Annotated in this window: 15 protein-coding genes; 4 read left to right on the forward strand and 11 right to left on the reverse strand. The window is 59.5% G+C overall.

All coding sequences use genetic code 11. The annotated features are described in order from the left end of the window. The first annotated feature begins 212 nt into the window (after positions 1–212). The gene (locus tag CRO62_RS06020; RefSeq protein WP_097099571.1) at positions 213–1772 is read left to right on the forward strand and encodes a TerC family protein; all 1560 of its coding nucleotides are present in this window, start codon (positions 213–215) and stop codon (positions 1770–1772) included. 113 nt (positions 1773–1885) lie between these two features. On the opposite strand, the gene CRO62_RS06025 is transcribed toward CRO62_RS06020, so the two are convergent. The 7 genes from CRO62_RS06025 to CRO62_RS06055 all read right to left on the reverse strand — a co-directional run bounded on the left by CRO62_RS06025 (position 1886) and on the right by CRO62_RS06055 (position 10023). Continuing rightward, a complete protein-coding gene (locus CRO62_RS06025) occupies positions 1886–2512 on the reverse strand; it encodes a dual specificity protein phosphatase family protein (protein WP_097099572.1) in 627 nt (208 codons plus the stop codon). Positions 2513–2561: 49 nt separating this feature from the next. Next, positions 2562–3479, reverse strand: coding sequence for an inositol monophosphatase family protein (locus CRO62_RS06030; RefSeq protein ID WP_179784466.1), 918 nt, complete (start codon positions 3477–3479; stop codon positions 2562–2564). A gap of 59 nt (positions 3480–3538) precedes the next feature. Further along, entirely contained in the window at positions 3539–4627 is a 1089-nt protein-coding gene (locus CRO62_RS06035) for an ABC transporter substrate-binding protein (RefSeq protein ID WP_035200115.1), read from the reverse strand. A gap of 73 nt (positions 4628–4700) precedes the next feature. Further along, on the reverse strand, positions 4701–5801 hold the full coding sequence (locus tag CRO62_RS06040) for an ABC transporter substrate-binding protein (protein WP_097099573.1): 1101 nt from the start codon (positions 5799–5801) through the stop codon (positions 4701–4703). Between the two features lie 63 nt (positions 5802–5864). Then, on the reverse strand, positions 5865–6992 hold the full coding sequence (locus tag CRO62_RS06045) for an ABC transporter substrate-binding protein (protein ID WP_019566893.1): 1128 nt from the start codon (positions 6990–6992) through the stop codon (positions 5865–5867). A gap of 44 nt (positions 6993–7036) precedes the next feature. Beyond that, on the reverse strand, positions 7037–8170 hold the full coding sequence (locus CRO62_RS06050) for an ABC transporter ATP-binding protein (RefSeq protein ID WP_097099574.1): 1134 nt from the start codon (positions 8168–8170) through the stop codon (positions 7037–7039). Next, entirely contained in the window at positions 8170–10023 is a 1854-nt protein-coding gene (locus CRO62_RS06055) for an ABC transporter permease (RefSeq protein WP_003518186.1), read from the reverse strand. The genes CRO62_RS06050 and CRO62_RS06055 overlap by 1 nt, the downstream gene beginning before the upstream one ends. Before the next feature lie 518 nt (positions 10024–10541). Between CRO62_RS06055 and CRO62_RS06060 the strand changes: the two genes are divergently transcribed. After that, positions 10542–11528, forward strand: a complete 987-nt coding sequence (locus CRO62_RS06060; protein WP_003518188.1) for a LacI family DNA-binding transcriptional regulator — start codon at positions 10542–10544, stop codon at positions 11526–11528. A gap of 45 nt (positions 11529–11573) precedes the next feature. On the opposite strand, the gene CRO62_RS06065 is transcribed toward CRO62_RS06060, so the two are convergent. The 4 genes from CRO62_RS06065 to CRO62_RS06080 form a co-directional block, all read right to left on the reverse strand. After that, positions 11574–13226: a Na/Pi cotransporter family protein gene (locus CRO62_RS06065; RefSeq protein WP_097099575.1), complete on the reverse strand. Its 1653-nt coding sequence runs from the start codon at positions 13224–13226 to the stop codon at positions 11574–11576. Positions 13227–13323: 97 nt separating this feature from the next. Next, positions 13324–15006 carry a metallophosphoesterase family protein gene (locus tag CRO62_RS06070; protein ID WP_097099576.1) on the reverse strand — a complete coding sequence of 561 codons (1683 nt, stop codon included), beginning with the start codon at positions 15004–15006 and terminating at the stop codon, positions 13324–13326. Next, a complete protein-coding gene (locus tag CRO62_RS06075; protein ID WP_097099577.1) occupies positions 15000–15608 on the reverse strand; it encodes a dual specificity protein phosphatase family protein in 609 nt (202 codons plus the stop codon). The genes CRO62_RS06070 and CRO62_RS06075 overlap by 7 nt, the downstream gene beginning before the upstream one ends. Positions 15609–15661: 53 nt before the next feature. Beyond that, positions 15662–16501 carry an inositol monophosphatase family protein gene (locus tag CRO62_RS06080; protein ID WP_097099578.1) on the reverse strand — a complete coding sequence of 280 codons (840 nt, stop codon included), beginning with the start codon at positions 16499–16501 and terminating at the stop codon, positions 15662–15664. 215 nt (positions 16502–16716) lie between these two features. On the opposite strand from CRO62_RS06080, the gene CRO62_RS06085 reads away from it, so the two are divergent. Both CRO62_RS06085 and proP read left to right on the forward strand, forming a co-directional pair. Then, positions 16717–17013, forward strand: a complete 297-nt coding sequence (locus tag CRO62_RS06085) for a PRC-barrel domain-containing protein (protein ID WP_097099579.1) — start codon at positions 16717–16719, stop codon at positions 17011–17013. A 185-nt stretch (positions 17014–17198) separates the two neighbouring features. Further along, the gene (gene proP / locus CRO62_RS06090) at positions 17199–18719 is read left to right on the forward strand and encodes a glycine betaine/L-proline transporter ProP (protein ID WP_179783975.1); all 1521 of its coding nucleotides are present in this window, start codon (positions 17199–17201) and stop codon (positions 18717–18719) included. Positions 18720–18755: the final 36 nt, after the last annotated feature.

Raw genomic sequence — 18755 nt, forward strand, 5'->3', positions numbered from 1 at the left:
GTGCACAAGAATTGACTGATAGTGGGATAATTCCGCGATATGCCTGACGAAGGCGACAGTACCGACGATAGTCGACACCGAACGAGGCTGGCTTGCGTAAAGCGAAGCCAGCCTCGTCCTTTCTTGTTTTCTTCAACGAAACGGGTTTCAACCTCGGATGTTCAGTCCGGGGCTTTTTGCGTTCGCGCCCGTTCCCATAAAGGCCCCTGACCATGGAATTCCTCGCAGATCCAAATATCTGGATCGGCCTCGTTACCCTTATCGTCCTCGAAGTCGTACTCGGCATCGACAACCTCGTTTTCATCGCGATCCTCGCCGACAAGCTGCCGCCGCATCAACGCCACAAGGCGCGGATCGTTGGTCTGTCGCTGGCGCTTGTCATGCGCATCCTGCTGCTGTTTTCGATTTCATGGATCGTGACGTTGACGCGACCGCTATTTCAGGTCGCGGACTTCTCCTTCTCCGGGCGCGACCTCATCCTCATTCTCGGTGGTGCGTTCCTGCTCGCCAAGGGAACGATGGAACTGCACGAACGGCTGGAGGGCGCGCATAAGCCGAAACAGGGCAAGGTCGTCCATGCCGTCTTCTGGCAGGTGATCGTGCAGATCGTCGTGCTTGATGCCGTGTTCTCGCTCGACAGCGTCATCACCGCCGTCGGCATGGTCAACAATCTCTGGGTGATGATTACGGCCGTCTGTGTGGCCATGGCCGTGATGATGGCAGCATCGAAGCCGCTGATGAGCTTCGTGTCGAAACACCCGACCGTGGTCATTCTCTGCCTTGGCTTCTTGTTGATGATCGGTTTCAGCCTGATCGTCGAAGGCTTCGGCTTCCACCTTCCCAAGGGTTATCTCTATGCCGCAATCGGCTTTTCCGTGCTCATCGAGGCGGCAAACCAGATTGGCAGGCGCAATCGCGAAAGACTTATCACCGCCGGTGATATGCGCGAGCGGACGTCCGATGCCATTCTGCGGCTTCTGGGCGGCCGTGTCGGCGAAGAACAGTCCCTTGGCGAGACAGCCGACGTCATCGCGGCACAGGCGGCACGAAGCGACCTGTTCAAATCCGAGGAAAAGGACATGATCCGCGGTGTCCTTACGCTTGCCGAGCGCCCCGTTGTCTCAATCATGACGCCGCGGACGGAAATCGACTGGCTCGATGTCGACGCCGATCACGATACGCTGAGGAACCGCCTGCTGGAACTCGACCATTCCCGCCTGATGCTCGCGCAGGGCAAGCTGGATTCGTTCCTCGGTGTCGCCGCCACGAGGGACTTGCTGCGAGATCTTCTGCATGACGGCAAATTGAACCTAGAGCGCTCGCTGCGCCAACCCCTCGTCGTGCATGAAAGCGCCACCGCGTTGCAGGTCATGGAGCAGCTGCGCAAATCCCCGCTCCAGATGGCCGTCATCGTCGACGAATACGGCACGCTTCAGGGAATAACGACGCCTACCGACATTCTCGAGGCTATCGCCGGCGAATTTCCGGATGAGGGCGAGGAATTGCAGATTTCGGAGCGGGCAGAGGACGGTTCCTGGCTGCTAGACGGCGCCGTCGACGTCAGACGCGTATCCTATCTGCTGGATATCGATCTGGTGGACGAGGACGATCGTTATTCCACCGTCGCCGGCTACATCCTCTGGCGCCTCAATCGCCTTCCCGAGATCGGCGAACGTGTTTCCGGCGACGGGTTCGAGTTCGAGATCGTTTCCTGCTCGGACAGAAACATTGAAAAGGTCCGGGTCTGGAACACCACGCTTCCCGAGGCGTGAGTTGGAAAATCCCGAACCCGCTTCGAAATGGCGACGTGACGTGCAAACTACGGCACGTCTCCACATTTGCATCACCAAGGAAGCGGCCCGACCGGTGAAAACCGTCCTCCGCTCTAGTGAGCGGCATCAATCATGGTAATCCAGCCAGCGGCGCGGCGGGCGGCATCCGCAAGCACAGGTTTCGGCGCCTTGTACCATTCGTTTTCCGGTAGCTCGCGCTTCACGCGCACGAAGCTGATGGCATCGTCGAGCGTCGGGAATTCCACCGGCAATGTCAGATGCAGAAAGAGCGCAACAACGGCGACGGAACGCGAACGGCCGCCGCGGCAATTGATCAGCACGCTGCCGCGCTCGCGCCGGGGATAGGACGGCTTGTCGGGCAGGATCTGTTCGAGCGCCGCCCGCAGGATGTAATGGGCCGCAACCATCTGGGTATCGGGATTTCCATCGCCGTCGATCAGGCCGATCTTGTAATAACGTATTTCGCCGGGTCCATAGACGCTGCCTTCATGATCGGAAACGATCTGCGGCTGCTCCACGAAGTTGAAGTCGAGATTGACGGCGCAATTGACGACGGTGGTGATGCCGTTTTCACGCAAAAGCTTCAGATCGCTGGCGCCTTCCTTACCTGAAATGAAGAGATCGACCCCATAAAGCGGGTGCTGCTCATAGATGCGGCTGAGCTTCGGCAATTCGCCGGTTTCCTGTACGCGGGATAGGGTCTTTTCCGGTTGCGGCATGTCTTGTCTCCATCGGCGCCGATGTGGCGGCCGTCATGTCCTTGCTTGTTCAGGCGTTTGCAGCCGTCTGGCTTGGCGGGATCGCTGCCCTGGCTATGCGGCTTGCGGATATGGATCGCGCCACCCGCTGCAATGTCTGGTAATTCGCCCCCTCGCCCGTGGCGATATAGCCGGGGCAGAGAAAATCGGCCGACCCCTCCGCCACCTTCCCCAAGGTCAGCGGCTCATATGTTCCCCCGGCATTCCTAAGAATGAGGATGGCTGCTGCAACATCCCAGGCGTTGACGCCGAAGCCCGCGGCAGCATCCGTCCAGCCAGCCGCCACATGCGCGATGCTGAGGGCGGCGCTGCCAGGCCGGCGCAGCGTCGAGAAGGTCTCGACAAGCGCACCGAAATTGGAAAGCGCCGCATCCCGCCCATCCAGCCGGAAATCGCGCGAGACCGGATAGCCCGTGATAAGCGTCGCCCGGGTTTCATCTGCAACGCTGCGGGAGCGCAGCCTGTCGCCGTTGAGATAAGAAGCCTCGAGGTCGGCGGAAAACATCTGGTCAGTCACGGGATCGTACACCACGCCGGCAACGGCTTCCCCGCCGATCACGGCGGCGATCGATACGCACCAGAAGGCAAGGCCACGGGCAAAATTTGCCGTGCCGTCAATCGGATCGACATACCATTGCACCTCGCCGTTGCCGATCTGGCCACCCTCTTCGCCCATGATCGCCGAATTCGGCTCCCGTTCGAGAATGACGGCGCGGATCGCGGCTTCGGCGCGTTTGTCGTGAATGGTGACGATGTCGTGGAGATCGACCTTGTAGTCCACGGCCATATCAGAGCGGAATGCCGCCAGCAGCGGATCGCGCACGGCACGCGCCGCCGCTTCGGCGATTTTCATCAGCCGCACCGAGCGGGAAAGCGCCTCCTCATTTCCAGATTTGTTTTCAGTAGAAGAAGGGCTTTGCATCGGCATATCCAGTCTGTTTTTTTCGCAAAGGAGGGACCGGCGCGGCAGGACCGCGCCAGCCGGGATTATTTCCTGTAGTTGACGCGCCAGACATCCTGCCATTCCTCGCGACGATCGAAATCGTTGAGGCCGGTGGCGGACTCGTAACCCATCAGCCTGTCGGCAACCTTCATCAGCCCCGACGGCTCGTCGGCCGGCATCTTGATGTCGATATTGGTCGGCAGCTTGCCGTCCTTCATCTGCGGTGCGATGCCCTCTTCCGTCAGGATATAGTGGACGAAGAGTTTCGCCATGTTCGGGCTTTTGGTCTTGGAGGCGATGAGCCCAAGCTTGATGTAGGTCCAGCCGACCCAGGGATCGAGACCAGTGCAGAGGCCGAGCTTGTAGCCCTTGTCGGCATTGTCGCGGAACTTGGCAGAGCTGAGCAGGCCGAAGAAGGGCTGCTTCTGGCCGGGTGCGCCGACGGCCTCTGCCACCGGGTCATCGCCATCGGTGGCAAGCGGGCCGTTCTGCGCCAGCGCCTTGATCCAGGCTGCGGCCGCATCCTTTTCGATATCCTTGCCAAAATGGGCCTTGTAGGCGGCCGCCACCTTCTCGTTGCCGTGGGCTTCGAGCTGGTTGAACCAGTCCGTATAGGTGCTCTTGCTCAAGGGATCGACCATGGCGACCTTGCCTTTCCATTTCGGCTCGGTCAGTTCCCAGATGTTGGTCACCGGGCATTTATCATAGGCTTCCGTATTGTAAGCCCAGACATTGGCGTTGGTGGAGATTGCCAGCGGGTTCTGGAACTGCGCCGGGATTTTCGCAACCATGTCGCCCGGCAGGTAATTCTCGACAAAACCCGCCGGCAGAAGCTGCGCGAGCGCCGATGGCGCATCGGTGATCAGCACCACGTCGCCCTGCACATTGCCGGACTGGCTTTCGCGGATGATCATTTCCAGCTGGCTGTTGGCGGAAACCTTCACGCCTGTCGCCTTTAACCCGTATTTGGCGCTGAACTTGTCGGCCATCTCCACGATCTTGCCGGTGCTGTCGTAGATATTGATCGGCTTCTCCTGCTTCGCCGCCGCCAAGATCGCATCGAGATCGAAGGTTTCTTCGGCTGCAGCCCCCATTGCGGATATGCCTGCAACGGCGATGGCTATCGCCGTCATCGGTAAAAATCTGCTTCTTCTCATCGTTCCCCTCCCAAGGAAAAGGCAAGGCAGGCTTGCGCCCGCCATGCCGTTATTTTTTGTAGTTCACACGCCAGAAATCCTGCCAGCCTTCGCGCTTGTCGAGGTCGTCGGCCGCCGTTGCGGCATCAAAGGCCATCAACTCGTCGAGATGATCGGCTACCCGCGATGGTTCGTCCGCCGGCAGACCGATTTTCGTGTTGCCGGAGATTTTGCCATCGACCGTCTGCGGCGCGATGCCCTCTTCCGTCATCAGATAGTGAAGGAAGAGCTTTGCAGCATTCGGGCTTTTGGTCTGCCCGGCAATCAGGCCGAAGCCGGGATAGAGGAAACCGGAAAACGGTTTGACGCCGCTGCAAAGACCGAGCTTCAGCCCCTTGGCCTCGTTATCGCGGTATTTCGCCGCCGAGGTGATGACGAAAAAGGGATCGGTCTGCCCCGGAGCGCCCGCCGCATCGGCAACCGTGCTCGAGTCCGTCAGCAGGGGAGCGTTCTCGGCAAAGGCCTTCACCCAGGCAGCCGTCGCGCTTTTTTCGCCCGTTTCCAGCTTCTTGCCGTAAAGCACCTCATAGGCCTTGGCGACATCGGCATCATGATGGGTTTCGATCTGGTTGAACCAGTCGGCATAAAGCGGCTTCTCGAAGAGATCGAGCATGGCAAGCTTGCCCTTCCAACGCGGCTCCGTCAGTTGCCAGATGTTGGTGACCGGGCATTTGTCGTACTTCTCGGTATTGTAGGTCCACACATGCGGATCCGAAACGACCACGAGCGGATCGCGCAGCTTTTGCGGAATATCGCTTTCCATATCCGGTGGCGACCAGCTGGTGGCAATGCCTTCCGGCAGAAGTTCCCCCATGGCGGAGGCGACATCCGTTGCGACGCTGACATCGCCGACGACATTGCCGGCGCGATGTTCGCGGATCATCAACTCGACCTGGGTTGCCTCGTTCACTTTCTTGCCACTTGCCTGCACGCCATATTTGGCGGTGAAGGCCTGCGCGGTGTCGACGATCTTGCCGGTCACCGCATAAACGGTGATCGGTTTTTCCTTCTTCGCGGCGTCGATGAGCGCATCGAGATTAAAGGCGTCCTGCGCGTGGGCAGCACCGCCAAGCGCCAGCGAGAAGACGAGGGAAAGGGCTGAAGCCGCCATCCGCCGCCGCCGCTCGCCACCACATCGGTTCTTGGTCATGATATTCACTGTGTCGGTCCCCCTTTATTTCTTGTAATTCACGCGCCAGAAGTCCTGCCAGGTTTCGCGCGCATCCCAGTCTTCAAGGCTGGTGGCCATGCTGTAGGGCAGAACGCGGTCGAGCACGGCGCCGATACCCGAAGGTTCGTCGGCGGGCAGTTTCACGTCTTTGTTGGTGGACATCTTGCCGTCGATCGCCTGCGGCGCGATGCCTTCAGCAGTCATGACGTAGTGAATGAAGAGCTTTGCAGCATTGGGGCTGTCCGTGCCCTTGGTGATCAGGCCGACACCTGGATAAAGCCAGCCGATCCACGGCTTCAGCTCCTTGCAGAGGCCAAGTTTCATACCCTTGTCGGCATTATCGCGAAACTTCGCCGAGCTGATGAGGCCCATGAAGGGCTGCTTCTGGCCGGGCGTGCCAACGGCTTCCGCCGCCGCTGCATCGGCATCTGTCAGCAGCGGCGCGTTGGCGGCAAGTGCCTTGACCCAGGCCGCTGTCGCGCTTGACTCCGCGGTCTCGAGGTCCTTGCCGTAAAGCGCCTTATAGGCCGCCTTCACCTCGCCATCGCCATGCTTAGCCATCTGGTTGAACCAGTCGACATAGGATGCCTTGCCGAGCGGATCCTGCATCGCCACCTTGCCCTTCCACTTCGGGTCGGTGAGTTCCCAGATGTTGGAAACGGGGCATTTGTCGAAAAGCTCGGTATTGTAGGCCCAGACATTGGCGCTGGTGACGACGGTCAGCGGATCCTGATATTCCGGCGGAATATTGCCGGCGAGATCCGGCGGCAACCAGCTTTCGACAAAGCCCATTGGAATAAGCTGTGCCATCGCCGCCGGGGCATCGCTGATGATCGAGACGTCACCCTGAATATTGTTGGCCCGCGCCTCGCGGATAACCATCTCCAGCTGCGCTGTTGCCTTTACCTTCGCACCCTCCGCGCCCACGCCATACTTCTTGGCGAAATTCTTCGCCATTTCCACGATCTTGCCCGTGCTGTCATAGACGGTGATCGGCTTTTCCTTTTTGGCAGCCTCGATCAGGGCGTTGAGGTCAAAAGGCTCCCCCGCCTTCGCCACGCCGCCAAACGTCGCTAGAATTGCCGTTGCACACAGGAGACGGCTAAGGCCGCCCGTCATTTTCCGCTTCATACTGCTCCTCCTTCAGCAAGCGATTGTCAGTCTTTTCGTCGTTTTCAGTTGTAGCTACTGCTCCTCAGCACGGCGTCCGCTTCCGTAATCCGTTGCCCCTTGGCGTCGAACACATGCAGGGCGTCGGGAGGCACGTGGAAAAACACACGGTCGCCACTATCGACGCGCGGCAGGGCATGGGTGGTCAGGAACAGCGTGTGGTTCTCGCTCCTCAATTCGAGAATCCAGCTGCCGCCCGTCGGAAGCACGCCGGTCACCGTCATTTCACCGAAGAGGCTGCCCTGCGGCACATCCTCAGACTTTGCCGTGTAACCCATCGCCTCCGGTCGCATGCCGACAGAGGCGATGCCGCGCAACTGCGGATAACGCGTTGCAAAATAGGCCTCCGCATTATCGGCGATATCAGACACGCCGGGCTGGCCGAAGGTCAGGATATTGATCGGCGGGCTGCCGACGAATTCGGCGACGAAGCGGTTGGCCGGACGGTCGTAGATATCGTTCGGCGTTCCCATCTGCTGGAGCGTGCCCTCGTTCATGACGGCGATGGTCGTTGCAAGCGTCATGGCCTCCCACTGGTCATGCGTCACGAAGACGATGGTGGTCTTGAACTCCTTGTGCAGCCGCTTCAGCTCGGCGCGCATTTCCAGCCGCAGCCGGGCATCGAGGTTGGACAGCGGCTCATCCAGAAGCAGCACACCGGGATTGACGGCAAGCATGCGGGCCAGCGCCACACGTTGCTGCTGCCCACCGGAAAGCTGTGACGGATAACGGTCGCGGTACTTGGCAATGTCGAGCGCCTGCATGACGCGCTCGACGCGTGCCTCCCGCTCGGCTTTCGGCAGCTTGCGCAGGCGCAGGCCGAAATCAGTGTTGCGCTCGATGGTCAGATGCGGCCAGAGCGCGTAGCTCTGGAAGACAAGCCCCATTTCGCGCTTTTCCGGCGGCACGAATATGCCGTCATTGACGGAGTCTATCACCCTGTCGCCGACGCGGATTTCACCGCCGGAGAGGTTTTCAAGGCCCGCGATCATGCGCAGCGTTGTGGTCTTGCCGCAGCCGGAAGGGCCGAGCAGGCACATGAATTCGCCGTCGCGGATTTCGAGATCGAGATCGGAAACCGCATTTGCGGAATTCACGCCGTAGTTCTTCTGCGCCCCGCGCAGGTTGATGGTAGGCATCAGCTTCCAAGTCCTTCTGCAAGATTTGTGCGGGTCAGCTTCTGGGCCAACAGGGTACCGAAATAGGCAATGCCTGCGATGATCAGCACCACGGCGTTTGCGGCCTGCGTATAGTGGTAGTCGACCAGCCGCAGCGAATAGGTGGTCAGAACATCCGTGCTCGGCACCGCGAGGATCACGAAAAGGCTCAAACCCTTGATGCCCGAGATGAAGGGCAGGAGAACCCCCGTCACCAGCGATCCCTTCTGGATCGGGATGACGATCGAGACCATGCGGCGGAACCATCCGGCACCAGCGATCTGTGCTGCCTCTTCCGGGTCCTTGCCAAGCTGTGTCATGGCCGAGATACCGGCGCGCGAGGCATAGGGCATCTGGTCGGCGATCAGTGCCAGGATAAGGATCGTCACCGTGCCGTAGAGCGCCGGCATCGGCCCGCGCGGAACCGCAAACAGCGAGAGATAGGCGGCGGCAAAGGCGATGCCGGGCACGAGATAGGGCAGGAACGTGACCTGACGCAGATAGACCGAAAGGGCGCGCACCGGCGTGCGGATGACGACATACCCGACCAGAAGGCCGAGGACGCCAGATGTGAGCGAGGCAAGACCAACGATCATCATCGTGTTCTTCGCGGCCGCCCACAGATCGGGGCTTAAAAGAACGCCGGTCTGCAAGGCCACCGTGTTGAGATTGCTGCCGATCCAGTAATCGAGCGTGAAATTGTCGAACGTGAATTTGGCCGGCATCTTCATGACGGTCGAGAGAGCGAGGGTAAGCAAAGGCAGGCCGACGCTGAGAATGAAGACAGCGGCCGCAAAGCCCGTTGCAGGAAGACGCATTTTGCCGAGGCGGCTTTGCCGGTTCATCGACCCCTTCGAGCCGATCGTCACGAAACGGCGGGCTTCGCGAACCAGGCGGGCATCGATCATCAGCGTGATGATGCCGATGAGCATGATCGAGGCCGCTACGACACCCGCAACACCGGTCTGGCGCGAGGCGATGCTGCGGAACAGCGATGTCGAGAGGACCTCGAACTTCACGGGAAGCCCGAGAACATAGGGTACGCCGAATTCGCCGAGGCACTTTGCAAAGATCAGCACCATGGAAGAGAGCAGCGCCGGGCGCATCAAGGGCAGGATCACCTGCAAAGCCACCTGATAACGATGAGCGCCGAGAATGCGGGCCGAATCCTCCAGCTGCGAGTCGAAGCGGCGCAGGGCCGAGCCGAACAGCAGGATGACGAAGGGTGTGTAATGCAGGGCAAGGATGATGGTGATCGGGAAGCGCCCATAGGCCACCCAGTCCGGCGGTGTCAGGCCCATCGCCTCGAACCAGCCGGGTTGGCCGCCAACGGTGCGGTTCTTGAACAGCGTCGTCCAGGCGAGAGCGAAGGTCCATGCGGGCAGCATGTAGGGCACGATCAGCGCGGTCGCGAACCAGCGGCGACCGAACATGTCCGTGCGGCTGATAAGCCAGGCAAGCACCGTGCCGATAACAAGCGAAAGCGCAATCGCCCCCAAAGCGACGGTGAGCGTATTGAAGAGCGGATGCCAGAAAAGATCCGTTGCGACGGGCGAGAAGAACGCCCTGTCGAGATAATAAAGCGTGAGGTCACCGACATCCTTGCCAAGACGCCGTTCGTGGCCGAACTGGACACGGACGGCATCCAGAACGATAGAGATGATCGGAACGACGATCAGATAGGTGAAAAGTAACGCCGTCAGCACGCCGATGAGCGTCGTCGGCTCCCTGAGCGCGACCTTGAGGCGATATCGCCAGGCCTGCCATGCCGAGGGCGCGGTCGCCGGGGGACGCCCCAGTGCCTCCGCCTTCGTTGATTCGCTTAAAAGAGCCATTATTCCTCCCCATATGGCCGCAACATCGCTCCGACACGCCGGCAAGCATCTGCCTGCGCGCAACCTGTGGAACAGGCGGCGCGTGCGTCGAACATGAGCAATGCGTCAATACTTCAGCAGCGGGCACATCAGGCCCGCGAGCAACGATGATCCAGCTCCTCCCGGAAACATCGCCGGCAAGCAAAACGTGGAATAAATATTCCATATAGCGCTTAACCTTGGAATGCATGATCCATCCTAAACGGCATTTTGTCAACGAAAAAATGCACACGTGATCATTGCTATATACCATTGTTTTTAAACTGTTTTATTGAACGTGTTTTGCAAATTTTTATATCGACGTACGAGCAATCATTTTTTCCCACAGAATGAGAATGGAAAGGGCGATATATTTGCCGGCGAAAGCGAGAACCGCCTTCCCTCAGCAAGAGCGCTTCGCACCTGAAATATTTCGATTGGAATAGTCGGCCCTTATGGCCTGTGATATCAGACATGAGGTTTTGCAACGGGGAAGTTGAATGGCGAGAGGGTTCGTGACGGCCGAAGAGGTGGCGAAAAAGGCCGGTGTCTCGCGCTCCGCCGTCTCGCGCACATTCACCCCCGGCGGCAGCGTATCGAAGGCCGTCCGGCGCAAGGTGTTGAAAGCAGCGCATGAGCTTGGCTACCGCGTCAACCGTCTGGCCCAGGGCCTCAACAATGACCGATCCAATCTCATCGGGGTAGTCGGTGCCAATCTCAGCTCGCCGTTTATTTCAAAGCAGCTCGACCTCCTCAGCATCGGCCTTCTGCGTCGCGGCTTGCAATGCCTGCTGCTGAATGCGGCCGATGCACGCAAGGATATCGCGCCGCTGATCGAACTGCTTTTCGAGTTTCGCGCCCAGGCCATCGTCGTACTCTCCGGCGAGCCGCCAGCCTCTATCGTCGACGAATGCATTGCCAATGGCGTGCGCCTCATCCTCATCAACCAGCGCCTCGACCGGACCGATACGAACATGGTGCTGAGCGACGATTCCCACGGCGCCGATCTCGCCGCCATGCGGCTTGTGGCGGCTAAATGCCGGAAGGTCGCGGTCGTTTCCAGCGGCAGCCAGACACCGGCACAGCTGCGCCGCGCCGGCGCTTTCACCCAGCGCATGAGCATCGAGGGTATCGAGGTCGTTCCGTGGTCGGGCGGTCCGACGAGTTATGACAGCGGCTATCAGGCAGGCTGCGAGTTGCTGACGGACAAGACGATAGACGGCGCCTTCTGCGTGACCGATCTGCTGGCACTCGGCTTCATGGACGCAGCAAGGCTGGAGATGGGTCGCCGAATTCCGGAAGACCTGTCGATTGTCGGTTTCGACGATATTCCGCAGGCGGGTTGGAAAAGCTATCAGTTGACGACCGTTGCCCAATCCTTTGACGCGCTGACCGAGAAGGTCCTGACCGCCCTTGACAGCGACGAGCCCGAGACCCGGCTTCAGGTCGTGCCCGTTGAGATGGTCGAGCGGATCACCGCGCGCTAGAAGCGCACTCCCGGGCAAAACCACAGCGTCTTTGCTGGAATGGCTTCAACCCGCCTGCTTGATCCGGCTTTCGATCAGGAGACCGCTTTCATCGAGGATCGGATGGGCGACGGCGGCGATATGGGCGTTGATGCGCTTCAGATCGCGCAGCATGTCGAGATGCACGGAGCTTGTCTGGATGCTGTCGGTCAGGCCGTCGCGCAGGCGCTGGAGATGTCGCTCCGATGACTGTTTTTCCAGCCGGCGCACGTCTTCCTTCACCTCCACCAGCCGACGGGCAAGGTCGGCATTGCGGGTGGCGAAAACGGATTGCGCCATGCGGATATTGTCGAGCGTGACGGAGAAAAGACGTTCCAGCTCGCTTTTGCCATCATCGGAAAATCTGAGGCCGAGATTGATCTTCTTGGCGATTTCCGGGCGGATGCCTTTCTCGATTATATCGCCGATATGTTCGAGATTGATGGCATATTCAACGATATCCATCGCACGTCGCTGATCCTTCTGGCACAAACCATCCTGGCCATCCTGGCCCACCTTCGAGACATAGACCTTGATGGCATGCTGGATACTATCCACCCGACCTTCCAGCGTGCTGATATCATTGAGTTTGGAAAGATCGCTGTCGCGCATGGCGTCATTCGCCTGACGCAGCATGCGCTCGATCAGGTCGCCAACCAACATGACCTCGCGGCTTGCACCGGCAAGCGCCGCAACCGGTTGACCCAGATCATGACTGTCGAGATAGCTACGGCGGCTTTCGGCTCCCTCTTTTTCCGGCAACAGCGCGGTCGTCATCCGCAGCAACAACGGTGATAGCGGCCATGCGATCGCGGCAACAGCAAGATTGAAAAGGAGATGCGCATCGACCGCTAGATTGGCGTGCGAGAAAGGCGACATGTCGAGCAGTGCCGCACCGTATCCGGCAAGAGGCAGGGCTGCGACACAGCCGGTCGTCCGGACGATGAGGTTGCCAAGCGCAACCCGGCGTGCCGCAACCGGCGCCTTCAACGTCGCCAGCACCGGCGGAACGGCGCCGCCGAGATTGGCGCCGAGCACCAGCACGATAACGAGGCTTGTTTCGATGCCGCCGCTTGCCGCAAGCGAGAGTATGAGGACGACGATGGCAAGGCTCGATGATGCCAGCACGGCCAGCACCGCGGAAAAGATCAACGCGACCGGCCAGGCATTGCCGAGCATGGAAATGAAGAGGTTCAGCGCCGGCGACTGCCGGATCGGATCCGTCGCCGCAGAAAGAAGATGCAGGGAAAGCAGCATCAGGCCGACACCGGCAAGGGCAGCACCGGCACCCTGCCGCTGCACAGACTTTCCACGCAAAAGGATGACACCGGCAAGGATCAACATGGGCGACAGCCAGCCAAGACCGAGCGCGACAATCCACGCGGTCGTTGCGGTGCCGACATTGGCGCCGAGCAGTACGATCTGCGCCATCGCCGGTGCGATGAGATCTTTTTCAACGAAGGAGGCAACCATCAGCGCCGTGGCTGTCGAACTCTGCAGTGCAATCGTCGCCACGAGGCCAGCGATGAAGGAGCGAAACCCACCCCGTGTACCGGCGGCAAGCCCGATGCGAAGCTTGGCGCCGAAGGCACGCGACATTCCGTCCTTGATCTGCCCAAGGCCGAAAAGCAGCAGCGCCACCGCGCCGAACAGATTGATGCTGACAACGACCGATTCCACTAGATCACCTCGCCTGTCCTGCTTGCCGCCACTCTTCCCCGAGGGGACGTTGATTTGCCCCGTTCACATCGCGGATTGCGTCGAAAAAACCTACGGATCACACCGCAACGGATTGGAGTTGCGGTGTGAGACGGAGCTCCAGATGCCGCAAACCGCCTTCTGCACGATCGAGAAACAGCCCAAGGGCACCGAAGAAGATTTCGATAAAACTCTTAACCGAACCGTCGTGATGATCGGGCTTGCGGCCAAAACACTCCGCCAGCGCCCGATAGAGGGAAAGCCGTTGCGGCTCGATATGCGCAAGCGCCAGGCCCGCGCCCTGACGCAGGCAATACCAGTCAGCAATAAGCTCGAACATCGGCAGATCGGAGGACAGCTCGGCATCATGCGAGGCAAGGCTTTTTTCACCAAGCAGGCCGATAACCTCGGATATGGTTTTATCCGCAATCGCCGCCACGATCCCGGCTGGCCACTCCTTGGTGAAATAACGATGCCTGATAAGCGCGCGTTTGTGGCCAAGCAGGAAATCACCATAATTGCCGGCCGCAAATGCGCGGTCCTCATCCTCGCCCGCAAGTGCCGTTTCCTGCGCATACCCCCGGCAAATGCGGCTGTTTATCGGCAGCGCGGCCATTTCCACCGTCTCGACGGAAATCTCGTGCTGCTGGGGATGCACAATCTTGAAGGCGGGCGGAAAGGCAACCAGAGACGGCACGGCGATATTGGTGAGCGAGGTTTCCACCTCCCCGCGCCGGGTTACGCCTTCCACATGCAGATGTCCGCTGAAATGGACTTGGAGCCCGGCCTCAACCAGCGCATCCTCAACCGCCTTGCGCGGCGTACGGCGCACGACGTTGGTTTCGCCGAACAGCGCACTTTCGGCGCCGCTTGCGCCATCAAAGGGATCGAGCGCCGGATAGTGCGAAAAGCCGAGCAAAGTCTTGCCGAGCGCCTGCGCCCTTTCGCGCACATCGGCAATCCAGTCGATGATGAAGGGCTTGCAGCGCAAAAGCGCATTCCAGCCGCCAGAGGTACTGTCGGTGAAAGCCGCTTCCTCACCCGTCTCGAAAGTGCCGTCGAGCGGTTCGAAAATATTGGCGTCGATCATGAGCAGCCAGAGGCCCGGCTCCGGCTCAACCAGATAGGACGCGTCCATTAGCCGGTAGATATTGGTGCCATCGGGGGAACACACCTCGTAGAGACGGTCTTCCGCCGCATCGGAAAGCCCGAACGGTGTTTCCCAATGCAGATAGTCCGGCTGGCGGAAATAGCCAAAGGCCGCCATCGGGCCAAGGCCCATCGGATAGCCTTCGCAATACATCCGGTCGCTGATCACGACCCGATTACCGGCCCGCCGCGCATCGCTTGAAACGGAAAGGCATTTGCCGTTCTCCGTCAGAAACTCCTTGGTATGATGCCGGCCACGCGGGCCGAAAATATCGTGGTTGCCGGGCAGCGCATAAAAGGCGGTGCCATGGGTATCACGATGACGCTCCAGAATACCCTTCAGCGTTTCGGATGTCGCGCGCTGGCCGTCGTCGGTATAGTCGCCAAGCAGCACCACATGGCGAATGCCCCGCTGCCGCACTTCTTCGAGTGCAGCATGCAGCGCATCGGCGCTTTCGTTGAAAACACGGGTGGATTCGCGTGTATCCGACCAGCTACGCATGGTGATGCGTTCCCCATCGACCTCTATGCCGGGAAAACCGAAATCGGCCGCCGTGTCATGGAAATGGGCGTCGGCAATGACGGCGACGGAAGGAAGCGTGCGTTTCAGCATGGTTGGACAGTCTTTCTGCCGTCGACCATATCGATCCAGTCGGAAGCGCGGCGGGCAGCAGCATAAAGCATCGGCTTCGGTGTCTCGAACCATTCGTCCGGCCGCAATTCCCGCTTCGTGCGGATCACAGCCAGTGCATCGTCAAGGGTAGGGTAAAGATGCGGCTGCTGCTTATGCAGGAAAAGCGCGACCAGCGAGACCGAGCGGCTGCGACCGCTGCGGCAATTGACGAGCACATTGCCGCCATCGGGAAACGGATAGGTTTCGCGCTTCGGCATGGTCTGCCGCAACGCGCCGTCGAGAATATAATAGGCCCCCAACATCATCGTGTCCGGACTGCCTTCGCCGTCGATAAGACCGAGCTTATAATAACGGATATCGCCATACCCCACCGCGCACCTGTCGCCATCTTCCGCCGCCGCTGGCACGAGATTGATATCCAGATTGACGGCGCAGTTGACCACGGTGGTAATGCCGTGCCGGTGAAGGAGCCCAAGGTCGCTCGCACCATCGCTGCCGCCGATATAGAGCGCAACGTTACGCGGGCCGAGCCCTTCCGCAATCAGGCTGATCGCAGGCCGGGCATAAACGGGTCCATCCATCTCATTCCTCCACATGCACCAAGCACCCTTCACGGACGGGCGCTCGTCTAAATTCAAGCCGATACGGCCCGCTGCCGATCTGACGGCTGCCGCTCTGTCAAAGGTATCTTCGATGCCTGGCTGACGCCGCTTGCAACACCGCTGGCTGCGGCCAGCACCGGCCCACCATCTTCAAGACTACCGATCTCCAGGAAAGGGCAGACGTCGCCGCCAGCTTCGCTGACGAGTAGCAGTCCCGCAAGACAATCCCATGAATTCATGTGCAATTCGAGATAGGCATCGGAGCGACCATCGGCCACATAGGCAAGCGCGAGCGCACCGGAACCGGCGCGGCGGACATTGGTACCCATATCGAGCAGGTTCTTGACGACATCGAGATAGGTGGCATTCGCGATACGCGTCGACCAGCCCATTTCGATTGAGGCCGCATCGAAACGTTCCGTCTGCGCAACCTGGATCGGCTGCCCGTTACGCGTCGCCCCCTCACCACGTCGGGCGAAATAAAGTTCATTCAGAGCCGGATTATAGATAGCGCCGATTTCGGTTTGCCCGTTTTCGACATAGGCGATGGAGATGCAGAAATGCGGAATGCCGCGGGCGAAATTTGCGGTGCCGTCCACGGGATCAACGACCCAGACGCGATCACCGATCACACCGCCGCCCTCCTCGCCGAAAAAACTGTCCTCGGGAAAGCAGGCCGAGATCGCGCCGCGAATATGCGCTTCGGAGGCTGCATCCGTCACCGTCAGAAAGTCCTGCGGGCCCTTCATCGAGAAGCTGCGTGTCGCCTCGCCCTGAAAGCCTTTCAGCACCAGTTCCCCGGCGGAAAGAATAACGCTGCGGCACAGTTCGGCACGGGCTGCCAACGTATCCGGATAAGGCATCAGGTCCATGCGAAATAACCATCTCTCAAAAGATTGAACACGCGTTCATATTGCACACGTGTTCAGTCTTTTCAAGCGTGATTTTGCGGCGGGCGGTCCGCTGGAGTTCATACCAGTCCCTCAAACGTCCAGACAACCGGTTTAGCCCAAAATCCCCCAGACGCGATGGAACGGTTTTGCACTGCGGGAGTTTCCATATCGCAACCCAAGCAGGAGGAAGAAAAATGGATCACGCCAATCACGTACGCCTCGTTGAAACCGAACTGACACCGTCGGTTCTGGAAGGTGCAACAGTTTACGGCGCAGATGATCACAAGGTCGGCAAGGTCGATCATGTCCATGGCGTCGGCGCGGCCAGCACCGCAATCATCGACGTCGGCGGCTTTCTCGGCATCGGCGCAAAGCCTGTCGCAGTACCGCTCAGCGATCTCGATTTCATGCGCGATGAAGACGGCGATGTCCACGCGGTCACCTCGTGGACCAAGGATCAGCTCAAGGAAATGCCTGAGCACCGCCACTAATCTTTAAAAGAACGCCCGGCTACCAGCCGGGCGTTCTTTTTTCTCCTGTCGTGCGACCCCGCCCATACCCCCATAAGATCGGCTAAGGCCCGATTGTTCTGCCGACCGATGGAACGCTTAAGCGTATCGAGCATTTTCATGGCGCTCAAAAAATTCGGGCGCAATGCAGTTCAGGGGGACAGTGATTGAACAACCAGATACAGGCCACTCCGCTGAGCATCGACGACGTCACCGTCATCGATGACGAGAAGGTCAAAAAAGCAGTTACAGCAGCCGCTCTCGGTAACGCGATGGAGTGGTTCGACTTCGGCGTATACGGCTTCGTCGCCTATGCCGTCGGCAAGGTCTTCTTCCCTGACGCGTCACCCGCCGTTCAAACGGTGGCGGCGCTCGCAACCTTCTCCGTCCCCTTCCTCATCCGCCCATTGGGGGGCGTATTTTTTGGCGCCATGGGCGACAAATTCGGGCGTCAAAAAGTCCTCTCCCTGACAATCATCATCATGGCCGCGAGCACCTTCTGTATCGGCCTCATCCCCGGTTATGCCACCATCGGCATATGGGCACCCATTCTGTTGCTGTTATGCAAGCTTGCCCAGGGGTTTTCCGTTGGCGGCGAATATACCGGTGCGGCCATTTTCGTGGCGGAATACGCGCCTGACCGGAAGCGCGGTTACCTTGGAAGCTGGCTCGACTTCGGCTCCATCGCCGGCTTCGTGCTTGGTGCGGGGCTTGTCGTGCTGCTCAGCACCGCGATGGGTGAAGCCAAGTTCCTCGACTGGGGCTGGCGCATTCCGTTCTTTCTGGCGGCACCCCTCGGGCTGATCGGACTTTATCTGCGCCACGCGGCAGAAGAAACACCAGCCTTCACCGAACGCCTGCAGCGCTCTGAAGAAGAAGACCGGCAGTCGTTGAAAGAGCGCCCCATGGTTCCCATCGCCGAGATTGTGAGCCAACATTCCCGCTCGCTGGCAATATGCATAGGCATGGTCCTCGTGACCAACGTGACCTATTACATGCTGCTCACTTACATGCCGACATATCTGTCGAAGACACTGAATTACAGCGAGGACCATGGCGTCCTCATCATCATCGCGGTGATGGTTGGCATGCTGTTCGTGCAGCCCGCAATCGGGCTTTTGAGCGACCGGATCGGACGCAGGCCGTTTCTGGCGGTTGGCAGCACGGCGATCCTGTTTCTTTCACTGCCGGCATTTCATCTCATCGCCAGCGGACAGGTTGTTCAGATTTTCTTCGGCCTGCTCATCCTGGCGGTCGCACTTAACTGCCTGATCGGGATCATGGCATCCACCCTGCCGGCCCTCTTCCCGGCCCGCATCCGCTACAGCGCGCTGGCTATCGCGTTTAATATCTCGATCATCGTTGCCGGGCTCACGCCGACACTCACCGCATGGTTGGTGGAGGTAACGGGAAATATCTATATGCCGGCCTACTATCTCATGGTCGCGGCCGTCTTCGGCATTGTGACGACATTTTTCCTCAAGGAAACCGCCAACCGGCCGCTTTATGGCGACACGCCGAATGCATCCAGCCGAAAGGAAGCGAAGTCGCTTCTTGCAGAGCAATATCTGCACATCGAGAAAAGCGTCGAGGAGATAGACGACGAACTGCTCAAACTTGAAGAACAGAAGGAAATTCTTCAGGCAAAACGCAACCAGCTGGTTGGCAGGCATCCGGATCTGACCTGAGCGGGATATCCAGTCCTGAGGCAGGATGCGCGGCGA

Source organism: Rhizobium sp. AN6A, assembly GCF_900215635.1.
Taxonomy (GTDB): Bacteria; Pseudomonadota; Alphaproteobacteria; order Rhizobiales; family Rhizobiaceae; genus Agrobacterium; species Agrobacterium tumefaciens.